This is a genomic window from Eoetvoesiella sp., assembly GCF_035555955.1.
GTDB lineage: Bacteria > Pseudomonadota > Gammaproteobacteria > Burkholderiales > Burkholderiaceae_B > Eoetvoesia.
Genome location: NZ_DATMGA010000016.1, coordinates 20788 through 42509 on the forward strand (window position 1 = coordinate 20788; position 21722 = coordinate 42509).

Annotated in this window: 18 protein-coding genes; 8 read left to right on the forward strand and 10 right to left on the reverse strand. The window is 63.7% G+C overall.

The annotated features are described in order from the left end of the window. Positions 1-98 precede the first annotated feature (98 nt). Positions 99-1298: an FAD-dependent monooxygenase gene (locus VNT00_RS04575; protein WP_325584975.1), complete on the forward strand. Its 1200-nt coding sequence runs from the start codon at positions 99-101 to the stop codon at positions 1296-1298. A 114-nt stretch (positions 1299-1412) separates the two neighbouring features. Beyond that, positions 1413-2114 (forward strand): TetR/AcrR family transcriptional regulator, encoded by a 702-nt coding sequence (locus VNT00_RS04580; protein ID WP_325584977.1) that lies wholly within the window; start codon positions 1413-1415, stop codon positions 2112-2114. 67 nt (positions 2115-2181) lie between these two features. Here VNT00_RS04580 and VNT00_RS04585 read toward each other — a convergent pair whose 3' ends face one another. From VNT00_RS04585 to VNT00_RS04595, 3 genes are all read right to left on the reverse strand, one after another. Next, positions 2182-2889, reverse strand: coding sequence for a DUF6776 family protein (locus VNT00_RS04585; protein WP_325584979.1), 708 nt, complete (start codon positions 2887-2889; stop codon positions 2182-2184). A gap of 241 nt (positions 2890-3130) precedes the next feature. Next, positions 3131-3826 (reverse strand): N-acetylmuramate alpha-1-phosphate uridylyltransferase MurU, encoded by a 696-nt coding sequence (gene murU, locus VNT00_RS04590; protein WP_325584981.1) that lies wholly within the window; start codon positions 3824-3826, stop codon positions 3131-3133. After that, positions 3826-4878 carry an aminoglycoside phosphotransferase family protein gene (locus tag VNT00_RS04595; RefSeq protein ID WP_325584983.1) on the reverse strand — a complete coding sequence of 351 codons (1053 nt, stop codon included), beginning with the start codon at positions 4876-4878 and terminating at the stop codon, positions 3826-3828. The genes murU and VNT00_RS04595 overlap by 1 nt, the downstream gene beginning before the upstream one ends. Before the next feature lie 198 nt (positions 4879-5076). Between VNT00_RS04595 and VNT00_RS04600 the strand changes: the two genes are divergently transcribed. The 3 genes from VNT00_RS04600 to rsmA are packed head-to-tail and all read left to right on the forward strand — an operon-like array spanning position 5077 to position 9686. Beyond that, complete coding sequence (locus tag VNT00_RS04600) at positions 5077-7440, forward strand: LPS-assembly protein LptD (RefSeq protein WP_325584985.1); 2364 nt, start codon at positions 5077-5079, stop codon at positions 7438-7440. Continuing rightward, positions 7437-8891: a peptidylprolyl isomerase gene (locus VNT00_RS04605; RefSeq protein WP_325585355.1), complete on the forward strand. Its 1455-nt coding sequence runs from the start codon at positions 7437-7439 to the stop codon at positions 8889-8891. Before VNT00_RS04600 ends, VNT00_RS04605 begins: the two co-directional genes overlap by 4 nt. Positions 8892-8897: 6 nt before the next feature. Beyond that, positions 8898-9686 (forward strand): 16S rRNA (adenine(1518)-N(6)/adenine(1519)-N(6))-dimethyltransferase RsmA, encoded by a 789-nt coding sequence (gene rsmA, locus VNT00_RS04610; protein ID WP_325584987.1) that lies wholly within the window; start codon positions 8898-8900, stop codon positions 9684-9686. Positions 9687-9693: 7 nt separating this feature from the next. Here the strand turns inward: rsmA and VNT00_RS04615 are convergent, their stop codons facing one another. Continuing rightward, on the reverse strand, positions 9694-10923 hold the full coding sequence (locus VNT00_RS04615; RefSeq protein ID WP_325584989.1) for a nucleoside recognition domain-containing protein: 1230 nt from the start codon (positions 10921-10923) through the stop codon (positions 9694-9696). Positions 10924-11142: 219 nt separating this feature from the next. On the opposite strand from VNT00_RS04615, the gene VNT00_RS04620 reads away from it, so the two are divergent. Further along, positions 11143-13389 carry an acyl-CoA dehydrogenase gene (locus tag VNT00_RS04620; RefSeq protein ID WP_325584991.1) on the forward strand — a complete coding sequence of 749 codons (2247 nt, stop codon included), beginning with the start codon at positions 11143-11145 and terminating at the stop codon, positions 13387-13389. 53 nt (positions 13390-13442) lie between these two features. Here VNT00_RS04620 and gloA read toward each other — a convergent pair whose 3' ends face one another. The 6 genes from gloA to glyQ all read right to left on the reverse strand — a co-directional run bounded on the left by gloA (position 13443) and on the right by glyQ (position 19134). Beyond that, positions 13443-13838, reverse strand: coding sequence for a lactoylglutathione lyase (gloA, locus tag VNT00_RS04625; RefSeq protein WP_325584993.1), 396 nt, complete (start codon positions 13836-13838; stop codon positions 13443-13445). Positions 13839-13939: 101 nt separating this feature from the next. Further along, positions 13940-14821 carry a M48 family metallopeptidase gene (locus VNT00_RS04630; protein WP_414650886.1) on the reverse strand — a complete coding sequence of 294 codons (882 nt, stop codon included), beginning with the start codon at positions 14819-14821 and terminating at the stop codon, positions 13940-13942. Beyond that, positions 14799-15536, reverse strand: coding sequence for a lysophospholipid acyltransferase family protein (locus tag VNT00_RS04635; protein ID WP_325584995.1), 738 nt, complete (start codon positions 15534-15536; stop codon positions 14799-14801). The genes VNT00_RS04630 and VNT00_RS04635 overlap by 23 nt, the downstream gene beginning before the upstream one ends. A 3-nt stretch (positions 15537-15539) precedes the next feature. Then, on the reverse strand, positions 15540-16076 hold the full coding sequence (gmhB, locus tag VNT00_RS04640) for a D-glycero-beta-D-manno-heptose 1,7-bisphosphate 7-phosphatase (RefSeq protein ID WP_325584997.1): 537 nt from the start codon (positions 16074-16076) through the stop codon (positions 15540-15542). Then, a complete protein-coding gene (gene glyS / locus VNT00_RS04645) occupies positions 16073-18226 on the reverse strand; it encodes a glycine--tRNA ligase subunit beta (protein WP_325584999.1) in 2154 nt (717 codons plus the stop codon). Before glyS ends, gmhB begins: the two co-directional genes overlap by 4 nt. Beyond that, complete coding sequence (gene glyQ / locus VNT00_RS04650; protein WP_325585001.1) at positions 18226-19134, reverse strand: glycine--tRNA ligase subunit alpha; 909 nt, start codon at positions 19132-19134, stop codon at positions 18226-18228. The genes glyS and glyQ overlap by 1 nt, the downstream gene beginning before the upstream one ends. A 185-nt stretch (positions 19135-19319) precedes the next feature. On the opposite strand from glyQ, the gene VNT00_RS04655 reads away from it, so the two are divergent. Both VNT00_RS04655 and VNT00_RS04660 read left to right on the forward strand, forming a co-directional pair. Beyond that, positions 19320-20087: a crotonase/enoyl-CoA hydratase family protein gene (locus tag VNT00_RS04655; protein WP_325585003.1), complete on the forward strand. Its 768-nt coding sequence runs from the start codon at positions 19320-19322 to the stop codon at positions 20085-20087. 95 nt (positions 20088-20182) lie between these two features. Then, on the forward strand, positions 20183-21706 hold the full coding sequence (locus VNT00_RS04660) for a fumarate hydratase (RefSeq protein WP_325585005.1): 1524 nt from the start codon (positions 20183-20185) through the stop codon (positions 21704-21706). Positions 21707-21722: the final 16 nt, after the last annotated feature.

Below are 21722 nucleotides of genomic sequence, written 5' to 3' on the forward strand. Positions count from 1 at the left end.
TTTTTGAAATTTATTATTTGTTTATTTAATTAATATTTATTCTCTGGACGTGAAAGTAGCGGCCGGAGTGTTCAAGTTGGAAAAGAAAGGGAACGAGCATGAGCACGAAGATGAAGGTAGGCATTATCGGCGGTGGAATCGGCGGCGTCACGTTGGCGGCGGCATTGTCGCAGCGGGGCATCCAGACGCATTTGTTCGAGCGGGCCGCGCAGTTCGGCGAGGTGGGCGCGGGCATCCAGATGACGCCCAATGCCGTCAAGGTCATCAAGGCCCTGGGGGCGGGCGACGCCCTGGCCAAGGTGGGTTTCTTGCCCGAAGCACTGGTGGGGAGGAACTGGGATAGCGGCGAAGAGACGTTCCGCATTCCTCTGAAGCAGGATTGCCCCCGCTTGTACGGGGCCGAATTCTATCATGTGCATCGCGCGGATTTGCATCATTTGCTGACGGAGCTGATCACCGACGCGAATGTGACTTTCTCGGCCCAGTGCACGGGCGTGGCGCAGGACGAGGGAAAGGCGGTGGCGCATTTTGCCGACGGTTCGACGTTCGAGGCGGACCTGATCGTGGGCGCGGATGGTGTGCGCTCCGAAGTTCGCCGTGCCTTGTTCGGGGAGGAAGAGCCGCATTTCACCGGGAACATGTGTTACCGCGCCGTGGTTCCGTTCGATGAAATGCCGGATTTCGTGGCGCCGGAAGCCTCTTTCTGGCTGGGCCCCAAGAGTCATGTGGTGACGTACTACGTCAACGGCGGCAAGGGCGTGAATATCGTCGCCGTGAGCGAAACGGCCAATTGGGTGGAGGAGTCGTGGAATGCGCGCAGCACACGCGAAGAGCTTCTGGCGGACTTCGAGGGCTGGCACCCGAACATCGCGAAGCTGTTCGAGCGCGTGACCGAGGTATACCGCTGGGGCCTGTTCGACCGCGATCCCATGACCAAGTGGTCCAAGGGACGCGTGACGCTGCTGGGCGACGCGGCCCATCCCATGCTGCCTTTCTTGTCGCAAGGCGCGGCCATGGCCATTGAGGACGGCTATGTGCTGGCCCAGGCCCTGGAGGCATTGCCGGGGCGTCTGGACGAGGCGTTGGCCAGGTATGAAGCGGAACGGCTGCCGCGCACCAGCCGCGTCCAGCTTGAAGCGCGTGAGCGGGGCAAGACCTACCATTTGTCCTCGAAGGAGGAACAGGCCAGGCGCGACGCCGAATACCGAGAGCAGCAAAAAAAAGATCCTCATGCCGGCGGCATCAAGGCTAACTGGGTCTATGCGTACAACGCCACTGACTTCAGCGCGGCGGTTTAAGCCTTCATCTCGATCAATAGCTGGTCCGAAGGATTTGTTACTATTTGGGCGGTCGGCAGTTGGATCGCAAGGAAGTCGCTTCCTTGCGGCTCTTAATATTGGATCGAGATTTTTATGGGCAGCACGCAAACCTCTCCCGCCCGCAAGGCATGGGTCAAGCGCGATCGTCCGGGGCGGCCGGAAGGCGTGGGCGACAACACCTCCGAGCGCATACTCGATGCGGCGGAGTCCGTGTTTTCCGAGACGGGCTACGCGGGCGCGTCATTGCGGGTAGTCGCCCACAAGGCGGCGGTCACCCAGGCCTTGATCAATTATTACTTCGGTTCCAAGTACGGCCTGTACGAAGCGGTGTTCATCCGGCGCGGCCGGTCTATTTCCGACGACCGCATGAAGCGTCTCGACGAGCTCAGGCAGCGCGGATCGACGGCGACCGTGGACGAGGTCGTGCGGGCCTTCCTGGCGCCCACCATTGCCTTGCGAGAAACCCCGGGGGGCAGGGTGTTCCTGAGATTGCAGGCCCGGTTGCATACCGAGCCCGCAGAGATTTCGTATAAGCTGCGAAACGAAGCCTACGACGCCTCCACGCGGGAGTACGTGGAATATCTGAAGGAGATCTGTCCGCAATTGCCCGCCAAGGACGTGAACTGGCGCGTGGCCTTGATGGTGGGCGCCTATATGTATGCGTTCTCGGATACGCATCGCCTCGAGCAACTGGCGCCCGATGTGTGCGACCCCAACAATGCGGAAGAAGTCTTCGAACAAATCACCGCTTTCGTCACGGCGGGGTTGATGGCCCCGCCCGCGCGCAGCACCTGATTCACATTGCGTTTTGCGGCGTGTTCCGGAGACGAGCCGCGCTGCGTGTCCCGCCCGGCGCGCTTGCCTAGCGCGGAACCCGTATGGTGCGCGTGGCCACCGGTTTCTTGGAGTCGCCTTGAGTGATGATGATGGTGGCTTGCCGAGGCGTAAACGCCTTGGGCAGCGGGGCGCTGCCAGTGAGCTGGCTGTAATAGTCCACCGAAACATTGACGGGATCGGTGTTGATGGTGGCGCCATTGCCGTTGGGGTAGTACCCGGCGATGCGTAGTTCCATGCTGCCCTGGAAGGGCGGATTGCCTTCCTTGTCCTGCATGACCAGGATCTTGTAGTTCAACTGGCCGTCGCTATTGATGAAGTCCGCGGCGCGAATGCCGGGGTTGGTGCCGCGCGGATCCGGCGGGATGGCCTGTACCAGCGGCTCGATGTTGTTCTTGAGCTTGGCGATCTGTTCCTGAGCCTGTTTCAGCTGTTCGGCCAGGCTGTCGCGCGTGCTCTTGCCTTCGGTAATCGCGCCGGATTGCGAATCGACCTGCGCCTGCAACCGCTGCTTGTCCAGGTTTGCGCTGTTCAGGTCGTTTTGCAGTTGCAGGGATTGTTCCGCCGTCAGCCGCACGGGCCCATAGCTTTTTTGCAGAAACAGCAGGCCGCCGGCCCCCAGCACGATGCCGGTGAGTATCAGAACCAGCCAGCGCGGGACGCGCCCGCGACGGCGCGACGACCCATACGGCGTGGGTTGGAAGACATTGTGTTTGGACGATCCGAATAAAGCCATTGTGCAAATCCTGTAGTGCGGACACTGTGCCGGCCGGGAAAAAGCCCCCACGCTGCGCTGCCCTCTGACACCCGCCGGCATCCGAAAAACTATAAAGCATAACGTGGAATCGGCGTTCGTGGCGTCCGGGGACGGCTTTCGTTGCGGACTGGCGGGTTTTGATACATTTCCCGCCGAGGGCCGGCAGCGGCGCGGCGCGGAAAAGGGTTGGCGCTCCCGAGCCGGCGGCGCCTGCCGGTGTTCAGCTTTCTAGCAGGCGCTTGTCCAGTTCGGCCAGCCGCTGAGGCGTGCCGACGTCGATCCAGCAGCCATTGTAATGCTGGCCGACGACCTGGCGTTCGGCCATGGCCTGGCGCAGCAGCGGCGCGAGCGGGGCGGGACGGCCGGGATCCACGCCCTGGAATAGCCGCGGTGAATAAACTGCCGTGCCGGTGAAGGTAAGGGTTTCCTGCGGCGGCGCGCCCGCGCCGTCGGCGACGGTGGCATCGCGCAGAAGGAAGTCGCCAGCTGGGTTATGCGGCGGATTATCGGCCAGCAGCAGCCAGGCGGACCTGCCTTGTTCGGCCAATTGCCGGGCGGCGGCTCGGGCGTTGGCGGGATTCCAGTCGCACCAGGTGTCGCCGTTGATGACCAGGAAGGGGGAGCCTCCGAGCAGCGGCAGGGCATGGGCGATGCCGCCGGCTGTTTCCAGGGCCTGGGTCTCGGGGGAATAGGCCAGGCGGGCTCCGAAGCGGGCGCCGTCCTGCAGGCGCTGCTCGATTTGCTGCCCCAGCCACGCATGGTTGATGACGATGTCGGTAATGCCCGCCGCGACCAGGCGTTCGATGTGCCAGACGATCAGGGGCTTGCCGCCAACCTGCAACAGGGGTTTGGGCGTTGTGTCGGTAAGCGGGCGCATGCGTTCGCCGCGTCCCGCCGCCAGTATCATGGCCTTCATCAGAACGTGTACCCCACCGACACCTGGCGGTTGTCGAGCTTGTCCAGCAGGCGCAGCAGGGGCGTGAATACGCCGTAGCGGGAGGCGACCTGGCGCACGTAGGCGTTGACGCGCGGCATGTGATCCAGGTAATGGTGCTTGTGATCGCGGTGCGACAGGCGGGCGAATACGCCCAGTATGCGCAGATTGCGCTGCAGGCTCATCCATTCGTAAGCCCGATGGAAGTCGGCAAAGTCGGGCGCGATGGGCAGGCCGGCGCTGCGCGCCGCCTCCCAGTAGCGAATGGCCCAATCCAGCTGCTGGGGCTCTTCCCAGGTTGTGCGGGCGTCCATGACCAGCGAGGCGATGTCGTAGGTCAGCGGCCCGGCCAGGGCGTCCTGGTAGTCGATGACGCCGGGGTTGGGGCCGTATTCGGGGCGATCGCACACCATGAGGTTGGGCGAGTGGAAGTCCCGGTGCACCAGCACGACGGGCTGCCTGGCGTTGTCCTGCACCAGGGTCTCGAACGTTTTTTCCAGCATGGCGGTTTCGCGGCCGTCGAGCTGCGCCTGGCAGTGGCGCAGCGCGTACCACTCGGGGAACAAGGACAGCTCCTGCTTGAGCCGCTTCGCATCGTAGGCGGGCAGTGTCGCGGCCGGAGCCTGCTGCATGGCGACCAGGGCGCGGATGGCGTCGCGATAAAGCGTTTGCAGCGCCGTGTCGTCCAACCCCTTTTGAATGGCTTGGTAATAGGTGGACGGCCCCAGGTCGGTAAGCAGCAGCAGCCCTTGCTCGACGTCTTGTTCCAGTATGCCGGGCACGTTGAGGCCGACGTCCTTCAACAGGCCGGTAACGTGCAGAAAGGGCCGGCAATCTTCGTGCTCGGGGGGGGCATCCATGACGATGACCGTGCCGCGGGCGCCTTGCAGGCGGAAGTAGCGGCGAAAGCTCGCGTCGCTGGAAGCGGGCTGCAGCGTGCCGAGATCCAGGCCGTGCCTTGAGGCCAGGCCGGTCAGCCAGTGTGTCAGCGTTGTCAGCCGAGGATCGGCGCCAGGGTTTGAGGTGGATTCCATGGTGGCTGGAAAATGCGTGCGGGTTGAAGGAAGGTCGTGGCAAAGATTGCAATGTTAACCGCAGAATGCCCAGCTTCTCTATAATACCGGGTTGCCATGAAGTCTGTTGCGGCAACTGTGCCAAAATATAGGCTGTTTTTGGGGGACAAAATACTCGTGCGTCTGGTCTGGCTGGCAACTTTATTAGCGGTAAGCGGTATGGCGACGGCCTGGGCCCAGGAGCCCGCCGCCGGCTCGTCCGACGCCAGCCCCTTGGTTGCGCAATTGCAATCCTCGCCCAGCCTTACCCTGCATTCCAGAATCGACGACAACGATATCGCGTCGTTTCTGTCGGCCGAGAAAATAGAAACCGAAAAAGACGGCCTGGTCGTGCTGAAGGGCTCGGCCCAGGTCCGGCGCATCGATTCGGTGGTCAAGGGCGACTACATCGACTACCAGCGCGATACCGGCCAGGTGCGCGTGCGCGGCAACGGCCTGATCATGCGCGAGGGCAGCATCGTGCGCGGGCCGTCCATGGATTACAACATCGATCATGAAACCGGCACGGTCAAGTTCCCCGATTTCTGGCTGGGCGGCAGCGGCGGCACGGGCAAGGCCTCCGAGGGCGAAATATTCAGCCGCAGCGAGATGCGGCTGAACGACGTCACGTATTCGGGCTGCCCATGCCCGGAACCAGCCTGGTATATCAAGGCGCCACGGGTAGACTTCCATATCGACGAAAACGAAGGCGTGGCGCACAACGGGGTGCTGTACTTCAAGCATGTGCCGCTGCTGGCGTCTCCTTATTTGTCGTTTCCGCTGCGCCAGGAACGCAAGTCGGGCTTTCTGCTGCCGACCTACGGCGGGTCGAGCAACGCCGGCTACGAAGTCAGCCTGCCGTATTACTTCAACCTGGCGCCCAACTACGACCTGACGCTGACGCCCCGCTACATGTCCAAGCGCGGCACGCAACTGGGCGCCGAATTCCGTTATCTGGGCCGCACCTACAACGGGCAGGTTTCGGGCACCTATCTCGACAACGACAAGCTCAGCAACGAAAAGCGCTGGATGTACTGGTGGCAGCACCAGCAAACCTTCGGCAACGGCTTTTACGCCAACGTGGATGTCAGCGCCGTTTCGGACGATGACTACTTCCGGGATTTCTCGGTCATAGGGCTTAACCAGGCCACCACCAATTACCTGCCGCGCGTGGCCACCCTGGGCTGGAACGGCTCACAGTACTGGAACGCTTCGGTGCAGGCCTATACCTACCAGACCTTGCAGGACACCAGCAGCGGCGCGGCCTACCTGGCGCCTCCCTACGACAAGCTGCCCGAGCTGTACGTGCGCGGCGCGCGCTACGACTGGGGCGGATTCGACGTGGCGTCCACCAATTACGCCACCCATTTCGTTTCGCCCGTGTATACCGGCAATTTAAGCCAGTTCCAGGCCTACAACGGCGTGCATATTCTGCCCAACGGCGAGCGGTTCAGTTCCTACAACACCATTTCCTATCCCATCGTGCGGGCCGGCTGGTATCTCACCCCCAAGGTGGGCCTTCATCTTAGCCAATACAACACCGACTGGTTCGGCCGGGGCCAGAGCGTGCTGGGGCTTCCCTCCGGCGTCCAGCCCGGCACGTCGGAGTCGCGCGTCGTACCCATCATGTCGGTCGATTCGGGCATGACGTTCGAGCGCAAGACGTCGTTCTTCGGCAAAGACGCCATCCAGACACTGGAGCCCAGGGTGTATTACCTGAGGGTGCCCTATCGCGATCAGTCGCAGATCCCCGTCTACGATACGGCCGTCTCCACCTTCAATTTTTCGCAGGCTTTCGACGAAAACCTGTTCAGCGGAGGCTGGGACCGCATTGCCGACGCCAATCAGGTTACGCTGGGCCTGACCACGCGCTGGCTGGACGAGGCGACCGGCTTCGAGCGGCTTTCGCTTTCGGCCGCCCAACGCATCTATTTCGCGAATCAATACGTCACCTTGCCCTACGGGACGCCGCGGCTGGATAAAAAATCGGATTACCTCGTAGGGGTCAATGCCGCCCTGACCGATACGCTGACCACCCGGTTCGATGCGCAGTTCAACCCCGACAACAACAACCGCAACCGCATGACGGCGGGGCTGCGCTGGCAGCCCAAGCGCCTGGCAACCCTGGCGGCCACGTACCGCTACGAGCGTGACCCGGCCCAAATCACCGATCCGTCCATCGTCAACAACGCGAATTACGTGGACAACAGCACGGAACAGGTTTCCTTGACCGCGCAATGGCCGCTGACCCGCAAGCTTTTCGCCCTGGGACGCTACGATTACTCTTTGCAGGAAAGGCGCTCGACGCAATCGATCCTGGGCTTCGAGTACAGGGGCGATTGCTGCTGGACGGCGCGGGTCGTGTACCAGCGCTATGCCGTTTCGCTCCAGGACACCAATACCGCGGTATTCTTTCAGCTTCAACTGGGCGGTCTGGGGTCGCTGGGCACGGATCCGCTTGGCCTGCTGAGCCGGTCGATTACCGGCTATCAAAACGTTACGTCGCCAATACCCAATAAAACCACCTTCGAGAGGTATGAATAATGCGCAGTCTGCATATGAAACGATGGCTTGCATTGGCCATGGTTCCGGCTTTGGGCGCGGTGATGCCGGCCTGGGCGGCCAAGAAGGCGCCGCAGCCGGCGCAGCAGCAAACGGCCCCGGCCAAGGAGCAGTTCGTCGACGGGATTGCGGCAATCGTCAACAAGCACGTGATTACATTGGGGCAGTTGCAGGCCGAGGTGGGCATCGTGCAGTCGCAGCTGCGGCTGCAGAAAATCGAGCCTCCCGACCCCGAGACGCTGCGCAAGCAGGTCTTGCAGCGCATGATCACCGACGAGCTCCTGCGCCAGGAGGCGGAGCGGCGCGGCATCAAGGTCGATGCGGCCCAGGTTCAGCGCGCGGCCGAAAGCATCGCCCAGCGCAACAAGATTTCGGTCGAACGCCTGCGCCAGGAAATCGAAAAATCGGGCGCCACCTGGAACGACTACCTCAAGAACCTGCACCACGAAGTGATGGTCGATCAATTGCGACAGAAAGCCGTCGACAACACCATCACGATTTCGGACAGCGACGTCGATGCGTTCCTGAAGAACGAGGAGCATCAAGGTGGCCAGCCTCAGCCGGGCCTTCAGGCGCAGCAGGTGGCAAGCCAGACGCTGGGCCTGGGGCAGATTCTGGTGGCCGTGCCCGAGGGCGCATCCGCGGCCAAGGTGCAAGAGCTACGGCAAAAGGCCGAGGCGATTCTCGCCAAGCTGCGCCATGGCGCTGATTTCGCCAGCACGGCGGCCGCGTCCTCCGATGGCCCGCAGGCCCTGAAGGGCGGCGACCTGGGCGTGCGGCCGTTGCAGGGCTGGCCCGATCTGTTCATCCAGGCCACGCAAAATCTTCAGGTTGGGGAGCTCAGCGGCATCATTCAAAGCGGCAACGGTTTCCACATCCTCAAGGTGCTGGCGCGCGGCCCCGAACAGGGCGAGGCCGCTCCGGTCGCCCAGCAGCCGCAGGGCGCTCAGCAAACCCAGGGCCCCATGATGGTCACGCAGACGCACGTGCGCCACATCCTGATCAAGGTCAACAAGGCCATGTCCGACGACAAGGCGAAAGCCATACTCGAAAGGCTGCGCCAGCGCCTGGAAATGGGCGAAAAATTCGAGGACCTGGCCAAGCGCTATTCCGAGGACGCCTCGGCGCCCCAGGGCGGCGACCTGGGCTGGGTGAACCCGGGCCAGACCGTCCCGCCGTTCGAGCAGGCCATGAACGCGCTGCAGCCTGGCCAGATCAGCGAGCCGGTAAAGACCCAGTACGGCTGGCATTTGATACAGGTCGAAGACCGCCGCACCAAGGACATGGCCGACGAGTACAAGCGCATGCAGGCGCGCCAGATACTGTTCCAGCGCCGCGCGGAGCCGGCGTTCGAGGATTGGATCAGCCAGTTGCGCGGCCAGGCCTACATCGACAACAGGCTCGACCCGCAAGCCAACCGCAAGCCGCGTTAAGCCATCATGGCGCAGCATCAGGCCCGCAAGCGCTTCGGCCAGAACTTCCTGGTCGATGAAGGTGTGGTGGAATCGATCGTGCGGGCCATCAATCCGGCGGCTTCGCAGAACATGGTCGAGATCGGCCCGGGGCTGTCGGCGCTTACGCAGCCCCTGCTGCAGGCGCTGGACCGTCTTACCGTCATTGAAATCGACCGGGACCTGGCCGAACGGCTGCGGCGCCAGTATCCGCCCGAGCGCCTGGCCGTCGTGGAGGGCGACGTCCTGAAAGTGGATTTTTCCAAACTGGGCGAAGGGCTGCGCGTGGTCGGCAATCTGCCCTACAACATCTCCAGCCCCTTGCTGTTCCATCTGGTGCAGTTCGCCGACCGGGTGATCGACCAGCACTTCATGCTGCAGCGTGAAGTGATCGACCGCATGGTGGCCAAGCCCTCGTCCTCCGACTACAGCCGCCTGTCCGTCATGCTTCAATCCCGCTATCGCATGGTCAAGCTGTTCGATGTGCCGCCCGAGGCCTTCGATCCGCCGCCGCGCGTTGTGTCGGCAGTGGTGCGCATGACGCCCTTGCCCGAAGACCGGCAAAAGCCCGCCAGCTTCCCGGCATTCGAGCAGGTGGTGGCGAAATCGTTCGCCCAGCGTCGCAAGATGCTGCGCCGCGGGTTGGCCGACTGGGCCGGCGCCATCGATTGGGCGGGCCTGGGCATTCCGGAAACAGCGCGCGCGGAAGAGCTGTCGGTGGCGCAATTCATGAACCTGGCCGACAGCCTGTACGCCGCAGGCGTCGTCAAAGGCTGAACGGGTCCTAGCCGAAGAACCAGTAGCACACGGCAATCGAGGCCAGCACGCCGGCAATGTCGGCGGTCAGGGCGCAGCTTACCGCGTGGCGGGTGCGCTGTATCCCCACCGCGCCGAAATACACCGCCAGGACATAGAATGTGGTTTCCGTGCTGCCTTGCACGGTAGCCGCGAGCAGGGCGGGAAAGCTGTCCACACCATAATGCTGCATGGTTTCTATCATGAGGGCGCGCGCGGCGCTGCCCGAGAACGGCTTGACCAGGGCAGTGGGCAGGGCGTCGATGAAGCGGGTGTCCAGATGCGCCAGCTGCACGACCCAGCGGATGGCGTCCAGCAGAAGGTCCAGGGCGCCCGAGGCGCGCAGGGCGCCGATGGCGCACAGCATGGCCACGAGGTATGGCAACAGGTTCTTGGCGATGTCGAAGCCTTCCTTGGCGCCTTCGATGAAGGAGTCGTAGACCGGGATTTTCTTCCAGGCGCCGACGGCGAGAAAGGCGATGATGATGCCGAACAAGGTAAGGTTGCCCAACAGCGAGGACAGCGAGCTGATCGCGCTGGATGTCAGTGTGGCGAGAAACGCCATGAATGCGCCCATGGCGAGGATGAGGCCGCCCACCCACGCGAGCACGACCGGGTCGTGCAGCTTCAGGCGCTGGGCGAAAGCCACGGCCAGCAGGCCGACCAGCGAGGACGCCGTGGTGGCCAGCAGAATTGGCAGGAAGACCATGGCCGGATCCGCCGCGCCTTGCTGGGCCCGATACATGAAGATGGTGACGGGCAGCAGAGTCAGCGACGACGAGTTCAGCACCAGGAAAAGGATTTGCGCGTTGGTGGCTGTCTTGGGGTCGGGATTCAGGCTTTGCAGCGCATGCATGGCGCGCAGGCCGATGGGGGTCGCCGCATTGTCCAGGCCCAGCGCATTGGCGGCGAAGTTCAGGGTGATGAGCCCGAGCGCCGGATGGCCTGCTGGGACTTCGGGCATGAGGCGGCGGAACACGGGACTCAGCAGCCTGGCAAGAACGTTGATCAGGCCAGCCGCTTCGGCGATGCGCAGGAAACCCAGCCACAGCGTCAGCAGGCCGAAGAGCAGCACCATGAGCTTGACCGAGAGCTCGGCCATGTCGAACAGGCTGTGCACGATGCGGGCGAAGACCTCGGCATCGTGCAGGAACAGCCATTGGTGCAGGCCGCACAGCGCCGCGATAATAAAGAAAGCCAGCCAGAGCGTATTGAGCATGAAGAAAGGTTGGGCTTGGGATGCCGTGATTGAGAACGCTGTGGAATTGTCGCAGAGTCTGCCGCCGCTGGCACGCATTAAATGTGGCGTCGCCGCGGGCGGGGCCGTCATCCAGGCTGTTCAAGCGCCCGTCAACTGGCGGATAATGAGGTAAGCTTTGCAGGAAGGCATTGTGGGAAAACGCAGCGTGCATCGCCGCGTGTATCAGAAAGGAAAGTCATGAACTGGAGATCCTGGCGCCGTAGCTGGCTGACCGAACCCTTGTACCGCAAGGCTCGTGTCGCCATGCCTCGTTTGTCCTCCACGGAAAAAGAAGCCATCGATGCGGGCGACGTCTGGTGGGATGCCCAGCTGTTCTCGGGGCAGCCCGATTGGCAGGCTTTTGCGCAGATACGGCCGGCGCGGCTGTCGGAGACGGAACAGGCTTTTATCGAAGGTCCGGTTGCGCGATTGTGCGCCATGCTCGACGACTGGGATATTTCCTGGAACCGCTTCGATCTTCCTCCCGAAGTCTGGGCCTTCCTGAAAGACAACGGTTTTTTCGGCATGATCATCCCGCCCGAATACGGCGGGCTGGGCTTTTCCGCCTATGCGCATTCCGAGGTGGTAAGCCGTATTTCGGTGCGCTCGGTTACCGCGGCGGTAACCGTCATGGTGCCCAATTCGCTGGGGCCCGGCGAGTTGCTGCTGCAGTTCGGCACCCAGGCGCAGCGCGACTATTGGCTGCCGCGCCTGGCCCGCGGCCAGGAGATTCCTAGCTTCGGCCTGACCAGCCCCGAGGCGGGCTCCGACGCCGCCTCCATGACCGATACCGGCGTCGTGTGCAGGCAAATGGTCGACGGCGTCGAACAGTTGGGCATCCGGCTCAACTGGCACAAGCGCTACATCACCCTGAGTCCTGTGGCCACGGTGCTGGGTCTGGCTTTCAAGTTGTCCGACCCCGACCATCTCATCGGCGATACCGACGAGCTGGGCATTTCGGTGGCGCTGGTGCCCACCAATCTGCCGGGCATTACCATCGGGCGTCGGCATCTGCCGTCGATGCAGGCATTCCAGAACGGGCCCAATCAGGGCGAGAATGTCTTCGTGCCGCTCGACGCCCTGATCGGGGGCATGGAAAAAGCCGGCCAGGGCTGGCCCATGCTCATGAGCGCGCTGGCTGCGGGACGGGGCATTTCCCTGCCATCCCTTTCCGCCGCGGCCTGCATTTTCGCCGCGCATACGGCAGGCGCCTATGCGCGCGTCCGCACCCAGTTCGGCATTCCCATCGGCAAGTTCGAAGGCATCCAGGAAAAATTGGGACGCATGGCCGCCAACGCCTACCTGGTAGAAGCCGCCCGGCGCTTTACCTGCGCCGGCCTGGATCAAGGCCACAAGCCCTCGGTGGTATCGGCCATCATGAAGCTGCATGCCACCGAGCGCATGCGCCAGTCCATCAACGACGCCATGGACGTGCATGCGGGCAAGGCCGTCATCGACGGCCCCAGCAATTACCTGGGCGGCTTGTATCGCGCGCTGCCGGTGGGTATTACCGTGGAAGGCGCCAATATCCTCACCCGCAATCTCATCGTGTTCGGACAGGGCGCCATACGCGCCCACCCCTACCTCATGCAAGAGGTCACGGCGCTGGGCGACAGCGACCAGCAGGCGGGCGAGGACGCCTTCGACGCCGTCATCTGGAAGCATCTGGGGCATAGCGCAAAAAACGCCTTGCGCGCCGTGGGCCAGGCCTGGACGGGCGCCAGGTTCGCGGCCGCGCCCGCCGAGGCGGGGCTCGCGGCGCCTTACTACCGGCGGCTGGGCCGGTATGCCGCGGCGTTTTCGCTGATCTCGGAACTTACCCTGCTTACCTTGGGTGGTTCGCTAAAGCGCAAGGAAATGCTGTCGGCCAGGCTGGGCGACATTCTCGCCGAGCTCTTCCTGCTTTCGGCGGTGCTCAAGCGCTGGCACGACGAGGGGCGGCACGAATCCGACCTGCCTTTGCTGAGGTGGTGCGCCGAACAGTCGTTCTTCACCATCGAAAAGCGCATCGACGACGTGCTGTTCAATTTTCCCGCGCGCGGGCTGGCCGTGGCGCTGCGGTTCTTGCTGAAGCCCCCCGGCATGAAGGCCAAGCCGCCGTCCGACAAGCTCACCGCGCTATGCGCCGACATCCTGCTGGAGCCCTCCGATTCGCGTGACCGTCTGGTGGGTTCGGTCTGGAGCAGTTGCAATCATGCGGCGGTGGCCCAGCTTGAGCAGGCTTTCGACCTGGTCGTGCAGGCGCAGCCATTGCAGGACAGGCTCAGGCACGGAGGTGTCAAGGATTGGCGGGTGGCGCACGCCAAGGGCGTTCTTACCGACGACCAGGCGCAATTGCTGGAGCAGGCCGAAACCGCCGTGCGCGCCGTCATCAATGTCGACGACTTCGCGCCGGATGCCTTTGCGCGGCAGCCCAGGCAAAAACCCGAGGCGCCGCTGCAATAGCACTGAGTGCAGCCATCGCGGCCTGAACCGCGGCGGCCGGCGCTGTGCTTGTACTAGTCGGCGCGCGAGCCGCGCTGTATCAGCTCGATCTGGTAGCCGTCGGGATCGGCCACAAAGGCGATGACGGTGGTGCCGTGCTTCATGGGGCCCGCCTCGCGGGTTACCTTGCCGCCTTTTTGCTTGATCTTTTCACAGGCGGCGTAGGCGTCATCGACCTCCAGGGCGATATGGCCGTAGGCATTGCCCAGCGTGTATTCCGAGGTGTCCCAATTGTGGGTCAGCTCGAGCACGGCGCCTTCGCTTTCTTCCTGGTAGCCGACGAAGGCCAGCGTAAACCTGCCTTCGGGAAAATCCTTGCGGCGCAATTGCCGCATGCCCAGGACATCGGTGTAGAAAGCGAGCGAGCGGTCCAGGTCGCCGACGCGCAGCATGGTGTGTAAAAGCCGCATTGAATCCTCCTTGGTAATGCCTACGGCAAGATTGGCCGCATGGCGTGGACGGCCCCATGATACGCCATGTGCCGGCGGGCGGGATTGTGTTGCTTGTGCTGCTAGATGAGGGGCAGGGTGGCCGGGTCGTGCTGGCGCAGGGCATTGCGGGCCTGCTCGAAGCCTGGCAGGATCCGCTCGACTTCGCGCCAGAAGTCCTTGCTGTGGTTCAGCTCTTTCAGGTGGGCGATCTCGTGCACAATGACGTAGTCGATGATGGCGTGGTCGAAATGAATCAGGCGCCAGTTCAGCATGATGTTGCCGTCGCTGCTGCACGAGCCCCAGCGCGTGGCCGCCGACGACAGGCGCCAGCGCCTGGCCCGCAACTGGCTGGTTTGCTGGAAATGCTCCAGGCGCTGGCCAAACCAGTCCTTGGCCTGCAGTTGCAGCCAGGCATGAGCGCTGTCGCGCACCCGGTGGTGGTCGGCCTGGCGCGGCAGGGGCAGGAGCAGGGCGTCGCCCTGTTCGGGCGCGAAGGCCCGGCCTTCGAAGCGATGTCCATGCGGAGCCTCGCCCAGGCGCAGGACAATGTTCTTGCCCAGGTAGGGGATGGTGCCTCCGTCCTGCCAATGGGTGTCGGCCATGGCCAGCTGCTCCTGGCGCGCTTGCCGGACCTGCAGCTTCTTGAGTATCCAGCGCGATTTTTCCACGACGGTGGCATCGATTTGCGACAGGGTTACCCAGCCGGGCGCCGTGATTTGCAGGCCGTCGTCATTGACGACCAGTCCTATGCTTTTGCGTCGCGAACGCCGCAGCACGAAGCCGATTACCTGGTCCGGGGTGCGCACCTCGCGCCAGCGGGCGCCGGCGGGCAGGTCGGGCGGGCAGGTTGTGACGATGGGCGCCATGGCTTCGGGGCGCCGCTCAGGCGGCGCCGGCGGAACAGCCGGGCCCGGGCTGGCGTCGTCGGGGCCGAAAAGGTCAAGTTGTTGAACCGGACTCATAGCGTTCGGGGTTCAGCCGGCGCATTTCGTCTTCGATCCATTGCTGGACTTTGCGGTTCAGCGCTTCGGCGCTGAGACCCGCGCTGTCGATGGGCGGGCCGATGGACACGGTGACGAGGCCGGGCTTTTTGATGAAGGCGTTGCGTGGCCAGCATTCGCCCGCGTTGTGGGCGATGGGAATGACCACCGCGCCGGTGCGGGTGGCAAGCAGGGCGCCCCCCATTTTATAGCGCCCGGTCTTGCCGGGGGGCATGCGGGTGCCTTCGGGGAAAATCACGGGCCAGCGGCCTTCGTCCAGCCGCTGCTGGCCGACGCGCACGACCTGTTCGAAGGCATCGCGCCCTTTGGCGCGGTCGATGGGAATCATGCGCAGCAGCGCCAGGCCCCAGCCGAAGAAAGGGATGCGATGCAGCTCGCGTTTGTAGATGAAACAGGCTTCGCGGGGCAGGAAGATGGGAAGGAACAGCGTTTCCCAGGCCGATTGATGCTTGGCAAGCACGATGGCGGGGCCGTCGGGCAGGTTCTCTGCGCCCTTGACCTGCCAGCGTATGCCGGTGATGACCCGGGCCGCCCAGATGGCCAGCGCGGCCCAGCCCGTGGTCAGGGGATAGCGGATGCGCAGCGGCAGGGGAGCCCAAAGCACGCAGGCCAGGGCGTAGGGAATGACCGTGACGGTCAGGAACAGGGTGAGGAAAAAAGATCGAATGGCGGCCACGGTTCAGGCTTCCAGCCATAGGTCGACGATGGCCGCCAGGTTGTCGCCGACCTGTGTGCCGGCCGGAAGGTCGCCGGTATCCCAGGTTTTCTGCCCATTGCCGGTCAGGACCAGCCAGGGGGTGCAGCCCGCCTCGGCGGACGCCTGCAGGTCGCGCAGGGAGTCTCCCACGGCCGGCACGTTCTGCAGGTCGATGTCGTAGCGGTGCGCGATGTCGAGGAACATGCCGGGCTTGGGCTTGCGGCATGCGCAGCCGTCGTCCGGCCCGTGCGGGCACAGGAAGATGGAGTCGATGTGCCCGCCCAGCTGCGCCAGTTCGCTGCGCATCTTGGCATGGATGGCGTTGAGCGTTTCGGTGCTGAACAGGCCTCGCGCCAACCCCGACTGGTTGCTGGCGACGACGACCCGCCAGCCCGCCTGGGACAGGCGGGCGATGGCCTCCAGGCTGCCCGGCAGGGCGACCCATTCGTCGGGGCTTTTGACGAAGGCGCTGCTGTCGTGATTGATGACGCCGTCGCGATCCAATATGACGAGTTTCACTGGGCCAGCCTCGAAATGTCCGCGATCCGGTTCATGACGCCGTGCAGGTCGTTGAGCAGGGCCAGACGGTTGGCGCGCACCGCCGGATCTTCGGCCATGACCATGATGTCGGCGAAGAATGCGTCGACGGCGCTACGGGCTTGCGCCAAGGTGGCCAGGCTGTCGGTGAAGTTGCCTTGCGCGAATTGAACCTCGGCCTGGGGCTTGAGCTTGTCGATGGTTTGCGCCAGCGCCTGTTCGGCCGGCTCGCTGAGCCGGGCGGCGTCGACCTTGCCCACGGCGCTGTCGGCCTTTTTAAGCAGGTTGGCGATGCGCTTGTTGGCGGCGGCCAGGCTGGCCGCTTCGGGGCGTACGGCGAAGCTTGCGCAAGCCTGTATGCGCGGCAGGACTTCGTGCAGCGGGGGCTGCAGGGCGAGCACGGCGTCGATGACGTTGCGGTCGTAGTCGTTGCCCAGCAGGTTGCGGTAGCGTTCGTAGATGAAGTGCAGGACTTCGGGCGCGGTCTCGGAGTCCAGGCGATGGGCGCCGAACGTGCCTGCCGCCTGCTCCAGGAGCGGGCGTATGTGCAGCCCCGCGGCGTCCGGTATGGCCAGGTAGCCGCCTGCGCCAAGCTGCTCGAAGGCGCTGATGATGCCCAGTGCGGCGCGGCGCAGGCCGAAGGGGTCGCGTTCGCCGGTGGGAACCAGGCCTATGCCCCAGATGCCGACCAGGGTTTCGACGCGCTCCGCGATGAACAGAATGATGGACGTGATGGTTTCCTGCGTGGCCGGCTCGTCGATGCGGATGCGGTATTGGTCGCGCAGGGCGCGCACGACTTCGTCGGCCTCGCCGTCGGCCTGGGCATAGTAGGCGCCCATGATGCCCTGCAGCTCGGGAAACTCGGCGACCATATTGGAGTTCAGGTCGGCCTTGGCCAGCAGGGCGGCGCGATCCGCCGGCGAACCGTCGGCGTCGAGCTTGCCGGCCAGGTAGCCGGCGATTTCCCGCACGCGGGCCACACGCTCAAGTTGCGAGCCCAGCTTGTTGTGGTAGACACTGTTGGCCAGGGTCTCGACGCGCGCGGCCAGGGGCGTTTTGCGGTCCTGCTCGAAAAAGAACTGGGCATCGGCCAGGCGCGGCCGGACCACGCGCTCGTTGCCGTGGATGATGTTGGACGGATCGCCGACCTGCATATTGCTGACGATGAGGAAGCGGTGCGTGAGCCGGTCGGTGCCGGGCTCGAACAGCGGGAAGTACTTTTGATTCAGCCGCATGGTCAGGATCAGGCATTCCGGCGGCACGCTCAGGAACTGCTCGTCGAATTGGCCGACGTATACCGTGGGGTGCTCGACCAGGGCGGTGACTTCATCGAGCAGGGCTTCGACGGCCGGGTCGTTGCCCAGCGTGGCGCCGAGTTCCCGGGCGCGAGCCTGCAATTGCTCGTCGATGGCCTGGCGGCGCTGGTTGAACGAGGCCACGACCTTGCCGGTGGACAGCAGTTGCTGCGCGTAGGCGTCGGCTTGCTCGATGGCAAAGGGCGCGGGCGCCATGAAGCGGTGGCCCTGCGTGAGCCGGTCCGCATCCAGGCCCAGTGTATGCACGGCGACGACGTCGTTCCCCCACAGTGCAACCAGCCGGTGCGCGGGACGCACGAACTTGACGCTGGTGACGCCGTCGGCCAGCTGGTAGCGCATGACCTTGGGAATGGGAAGGGAGGCAATGGCATGATCCAGCGCCTCTTGCAGCCCGTCGGCCAGGGTGCTGCCGGCGGCCGTGCCTTTGGCGTACAGGTAGTCCTGCTTGCCGTCGGATTCGTGGACGAGCTGGTCCACGCCCAGGTGTCCCAGGCCTTTGCCGGCGAGCTTCTTGGCCAGGGCGGGCGTGGCCTGGCCGTCGGCGGTCAGGCCGACCGATGCCGGCATGAGTTTTTCGGTGTAGCTTTGTTCGGGCGCCCGGCCCAGAACCTGGCTGATATGTACGGCCAGGCGTCGCGGCGTGGCGTAATCGGCAGCGACGCTGCCTTCGCCCAGAAGATTCTTTTTGGCCAGCACCAAGCGTATGCCTTCGGCGAAAGCCTGGCCCAGCTTGTTCAGCGCTTTGGGGGGGAGCTCTTCGGTAAGCAGCTCGACCAGCAGCGAGCGGGTTTCAAGGGAGGAAGACGCCGCGGTCATTATGCGGCCTCCGTGGTGAGGCGATTGCCAAGCATGGGAAAGCCCAGTTTTTCTCGTGAGTCAAAGTAGGCCTGGGCGACGGAGCGCGACAGGTTGCGTATGCGGCCGATGTAGGCGGCGCGTTCGGTGACGCTGATGGCGCCGCGTGCATCCAGCAGGTTGAAGGTGTGGGCCGCCTTGAGCGTTGCCTCGTAGGCGGGCAGCGCCAAAGGAACCTCGATGAGGCGCGACGCTTCAGCCTCGTAGTCGTTGAAATGGGACACCAGCATCGCCGTGGATGCGTATTCGAAGTTGTAGGTGGATTGCTCCACTTCGTTCTGGTGGAAGACGTCGCGGTACAGCACGCGCTGCCCGTTGGCGCCTTCGGTCCAGACCAGGTCGTAGACGCTTTCCACGCCCTGCAGGTACATGGCCAGGCGTTCCAGGCCATAGGTGATTTCGCCGGTGGCGGGGGTGCAGTCCAGGCCGCCAACCTGCTGGAAGTAGGTGAACTGCGTGACCTCCATGCCGTTGAGCCAGACCTCCCAGCCCAGGCCCCAGGCGCCCAGGGTGGGGTTTTCCCAGTCGTCTTCGACGAAGCGGATATCGTGCTGTTGCGGGTCGATGCCCAGCGCTTTCAATGAATCGATGTAGAGATCGAGGATTTCGGGGGGGGCGGGCTTGAGCACGACCTGGAATTGGTAGTAGTGCTGCAGCCGGTTGGGGTTTTCGCCGTAGCGGCCGTCCTTGGGGCGGCGCGAGGGCTGGACGTAGGCGGCGCGCCAGGGCTCGGGGCCGATGGCACGCAGGAACGTGGCGGTGTGCGAGGTTCCGGCGCCCACTTCCATGTCGTAGGGCTGAAGAAGGGCGCAACCCTGTTTGTCCCAGTATTGCTGGAGCGTCAGAATAATTTGCTGAAAAGTAAGCATGAGCGAAAGCCAGTGAAGCGAGTGACCGCAAAGACTAGGATTTTACCGTGCTTCGGCGCAAGCGATGGCCGCGGGCAGTTCGCGCGATTTTCAGGAGGGGGCGGATTGGTCGTATCATAATAGGTTTAAGGTTCAATTTTTTTCATGGTACAGCGCGTGGCGCTTCGATTCGAGGGGATGGATTCATGTCAGATCTGGTAAAGGTGGATGTCGTCGATCGTGTGATGGTCATCACGATCAATCGTCCTGAGGCACGCAATGCCATCAATTACGAAACGGCGCACGAAATGGCGCGGGCGTTCGAGGATCTGGACGCCCGCGACGATGTGGCGCTGGGCATCCTGATGGGGGCGGGCGGCACGTTTTCGTCGGGCATGGACCTGAAAGCGTTCGCGGCGACCGGCCAGCGGCCGCTGGTGGCGGGGCGCGGTTTTGGCGGCCTGTGCGAACAGGCGCCCAAAAAGCCGCTCATCGCCGCCGTCGAAGGTTACGCCCTGGCGGGGGGCTGTGAACTGGCCCTGGCCTGCGACCTGATCGTCGCGGCCAACAACGCCAATTTCGGCCTGCCCGAAACCAAGCGCGGCCTGGTCGCCAGCTCGGGCGGCATGCTGCGCCTGCCCCAGCGCATTCCCTACCATATTGCCATGGAGGCCATACTGACCGGCGAAATGCTGCCCGCCCAGCGAGCCTACGACCATGGCCTGGTCAATCGCCTGACCGAGCCGGGGCAGGCCCTGGAAGGTGCTTTGGCCCTGGGTCGCATCATTGCGGCCAACGGCCCGCTGGCGGTGCAGACCGCCAAGAAAATCGTCAACGAAGCCAAAGACTGGCGCCAGGCCGACATGTTCGACCTGCAGCGTCCGCGCGTGGCGCACATCTTCGCTTCGGCCGACGCCAAAGAGGGCGCCACGGCGTTCGCCGAAAAACGCAAGCCGGTCTGGCAGGGCAAGTAGATTTCCCCCGGAGCGAAACCGGGCGCAGCAAGTCATGGTCCGGCAAGGCAAGCGCTGCCGCCGGACAAATTTTTTTATTTTTCAATCAAAGTGTCATGACAACGATCATCAAAGAAAACGATTTGATCCAGTCCATTGCGGACGCGGTGCAATTCATCAGCTTCTATCATCCCGCCGACTACATCCAGCATCTGGCCCGCGCCTACCAGCGCGAGCAAAGTCCGGCGGCCAAGGACGCCATTGCCCAGATCCTCACCAATTCGCGCATGTGCGCCGAAGGCCATCGGCCCATTTGCCAGGACACCGGCATCGTCAACGTCTTCCTGAAGATCGGCATGAACGTGCGCCTGGACACCCAGCGCAGCCTGCAGGAGCTCTGTGACGAAGGCGTGCGCCAGGGCTATACCAACCCCGACAATCCGCTGCGCGCCTCGGTGCTGAACGACCCGCTGTTCACGCGCAAGAACACGCGCGACAACACCCCCTGTATCGTGAACGTCGAACTGGTGGAAGGCAGCTCGGTCGACGTGCAGGTTGCGGCCAAGGGCGGCGGCTCCGAAAACAAGTCCAAGTTCGCCATGCTCAATCCCAGCGATTCGCTGGTCGACTGGGTGCTCAAGACGGTGCCCGTCATGGGCGCCGGCTGGTGTCCGCCGGGCATGTTGGGCATCGGCGTGGGCGGCACGGCTGAAAAAGCCATGCTGATGGCCAAGCAGTCGCTGATGGACGACATCGACATGTACGAGCTGCTGCAGCGAGGTCCGCAGAACAAGTTGGAAGAGCTGCGCATCGAGCTCTACGAAAAGGTCAACGCGCTGGGCATCGGCGCGCAGGGTCTGGGCGGCCTTACCACCGTGCTGGATGTCAAGATCAAGACCTTCCCGACGCACGCGGCCTCCAAGCCGGTGGCCATGATCCCCAATTGTGCCGCGACGCGCCATGTGCATTTCGTGCTCGACGGCTCGGGCCCGGCGGTGCTGACGCCGCCTTCCTTGTCGGACTGGCCCGATGTAAATTGGGCGCCCGATTACAACAAGTCGCTGCAGGTCGACCTGAACACGCTGACCAAAGAGCAGGTGGCCAGCTGGAAGCCGGGCCAGACCTTGCTGCTGTCGGGCAAGATGCTTACCGGCCGCGACGCGGCGCACAAGCGCATCCAGGAAATGCTCGAGCGCGGCGAGCCGCTGCCGGTCGACTTCCGCAACCGTGTCATTTATTACGTCGGCCCGGTGGATCCCGTCCGCGACGAAGTGGTGGGCCCGGCAGGCCCCACCACGGCGACGCGCATGGACAAGTTCACCGACATGATGCTGGAAAAGACCGGCCTGATCTCCATGATCGGCAAGGCCGAGCGCGGCCCCGTCGCCATCGAGTCCATCCGCAAGCACGGTTCGGCCTATCTCATGGCCGTGGGCGGTTCGGCCTACCTGGTTTCCAAGGCCATACGCGGCGCCAAGGTCGTGGGCTTCGAGGACCTGGGCATGGAAGCCATCTACGAGTTCGACGTCAAGGACATGCCGGTTACCGTGGCGGTGGATTCCACCGGAACCTCGGTGCACGACACCGGTCCGCGCGAGTGGAAGGCCCGTATCGCCGAGATCGCGATCATGCCGGTTTAGCCGTTTCCATGTAAAG

What these genes read in the sequence shown, in the direction of transcription:
- VNT00_RS04575 (WP_325584975.1), top strand. Translation starts at nt 99, where the DNA reads ATGAGCACGAAGATGAAGGTAGGCATTATCGGCGGTGGAATCGGCGGC.
- VNT00_RS04580 (WP_325584977.1), top strand. Translation starts at nt 1,413, where the DNA reads ATGGGCAGCACGCAAACCTCTCCCGCCCGCAAGGCATGGGTCAAGCGC.
- VNT00_RS04585 (WP_325584979.1), bottom strand. Translation starts at nt 2,889, where the DNA reads ATGGCTTTATTCGGATCGTCCAAACACAATGTCTTCCAACCCACGCCG.
- murU (WP_325584981.1), bottom strand. Translation starts at nt 3,826, where the DNA reads ATGAAGGCCATGATACTGGCGGCGGGACGCGGCGAACGCATGCGCCCG.
- VNT00_RS04595 (WP_325584983.1), bottom strand. Translation starts at nt 4,878, where the DNA reads ATGGAATCCACCTCAAACCCTGGCGCCGATCCTCGGCTGACAACGCTG.
- VNT00_RS04600 (WP_325584985.1), top strand. Translation starts at nt 5,077, where the DNA reads ATGGCGACGGCCTGGGCCCAGGAGCCCGCCGCCGGCTCGTCCGACGCC.
- rsmA (WP_325584987.1), top strand. Translation starts at nt 8,898, where the DNA reads ATGGCGCAGCATCAGGCCCGCAAGCGCTTCGGCCAGAACTTCCTGGTC.
- VNT00_RS04615 (WP_325584989.1), bottom strand. Translation starts at nt 10,923, where the DNA reads ATGCTCAATACGCTCTGGCTGGCTTTCTTTATTATCGCGGCGCTGTGC.
- VNT00_RS04620 (WP_325584991.1), top strand. Translation starts at nt 11,143, where the DNA reads ATGAACTGGAGATCCTGGCGCCGTAGCTGGCTGACCGAACCCTTGTAC.
- gloA (WP_325584993.1), bottom strand. Translation starts at nt 13,838, where the DNA reads ATGCGGCTTTTACACACCATGCTGCGCGTCGGCGACCTGGACCGCTCG.
- VNT00_RS04630 (WP_414650886.1), bottom strand. Translation starts at nt 14,821, where the DNA reads ATGAGTCCGGTTCAACAACTTGACCTTTTCGGCCCCGACGACGCCAGC.
- glyS (WP_325584999.1), bottom strand. Translation starts at nt 18,226, where the DNA reads ATGACCGCGGCGTCTTCCTCCCTTGAAACCCGCTCGCTGCTGGTCGAG.
- glyQ (WP_325585001.1), bottom strand. Translation starts at nt 19,134, where the DNA reads ATGCTTACTTTTCAGCAAATTATTCTGACGCTCCAGCAATACTGGGAC.
- VNT00_RS04655 (WP_325585003.1), top strand. Translation starts at nt 19,320, where the DNA reads ATGTCAGATCTGGTAAAGGTGGATGTCGTCGATCGTGTGATGGTCATC.
- VNT00_RS04660 (WP_325585005.1), top strand. Translation starts at nt 20,183, where the DNA reads ATGACAACGATCATCAAAGAAAACGATTTGATCCAGTCCATTGCGGAC.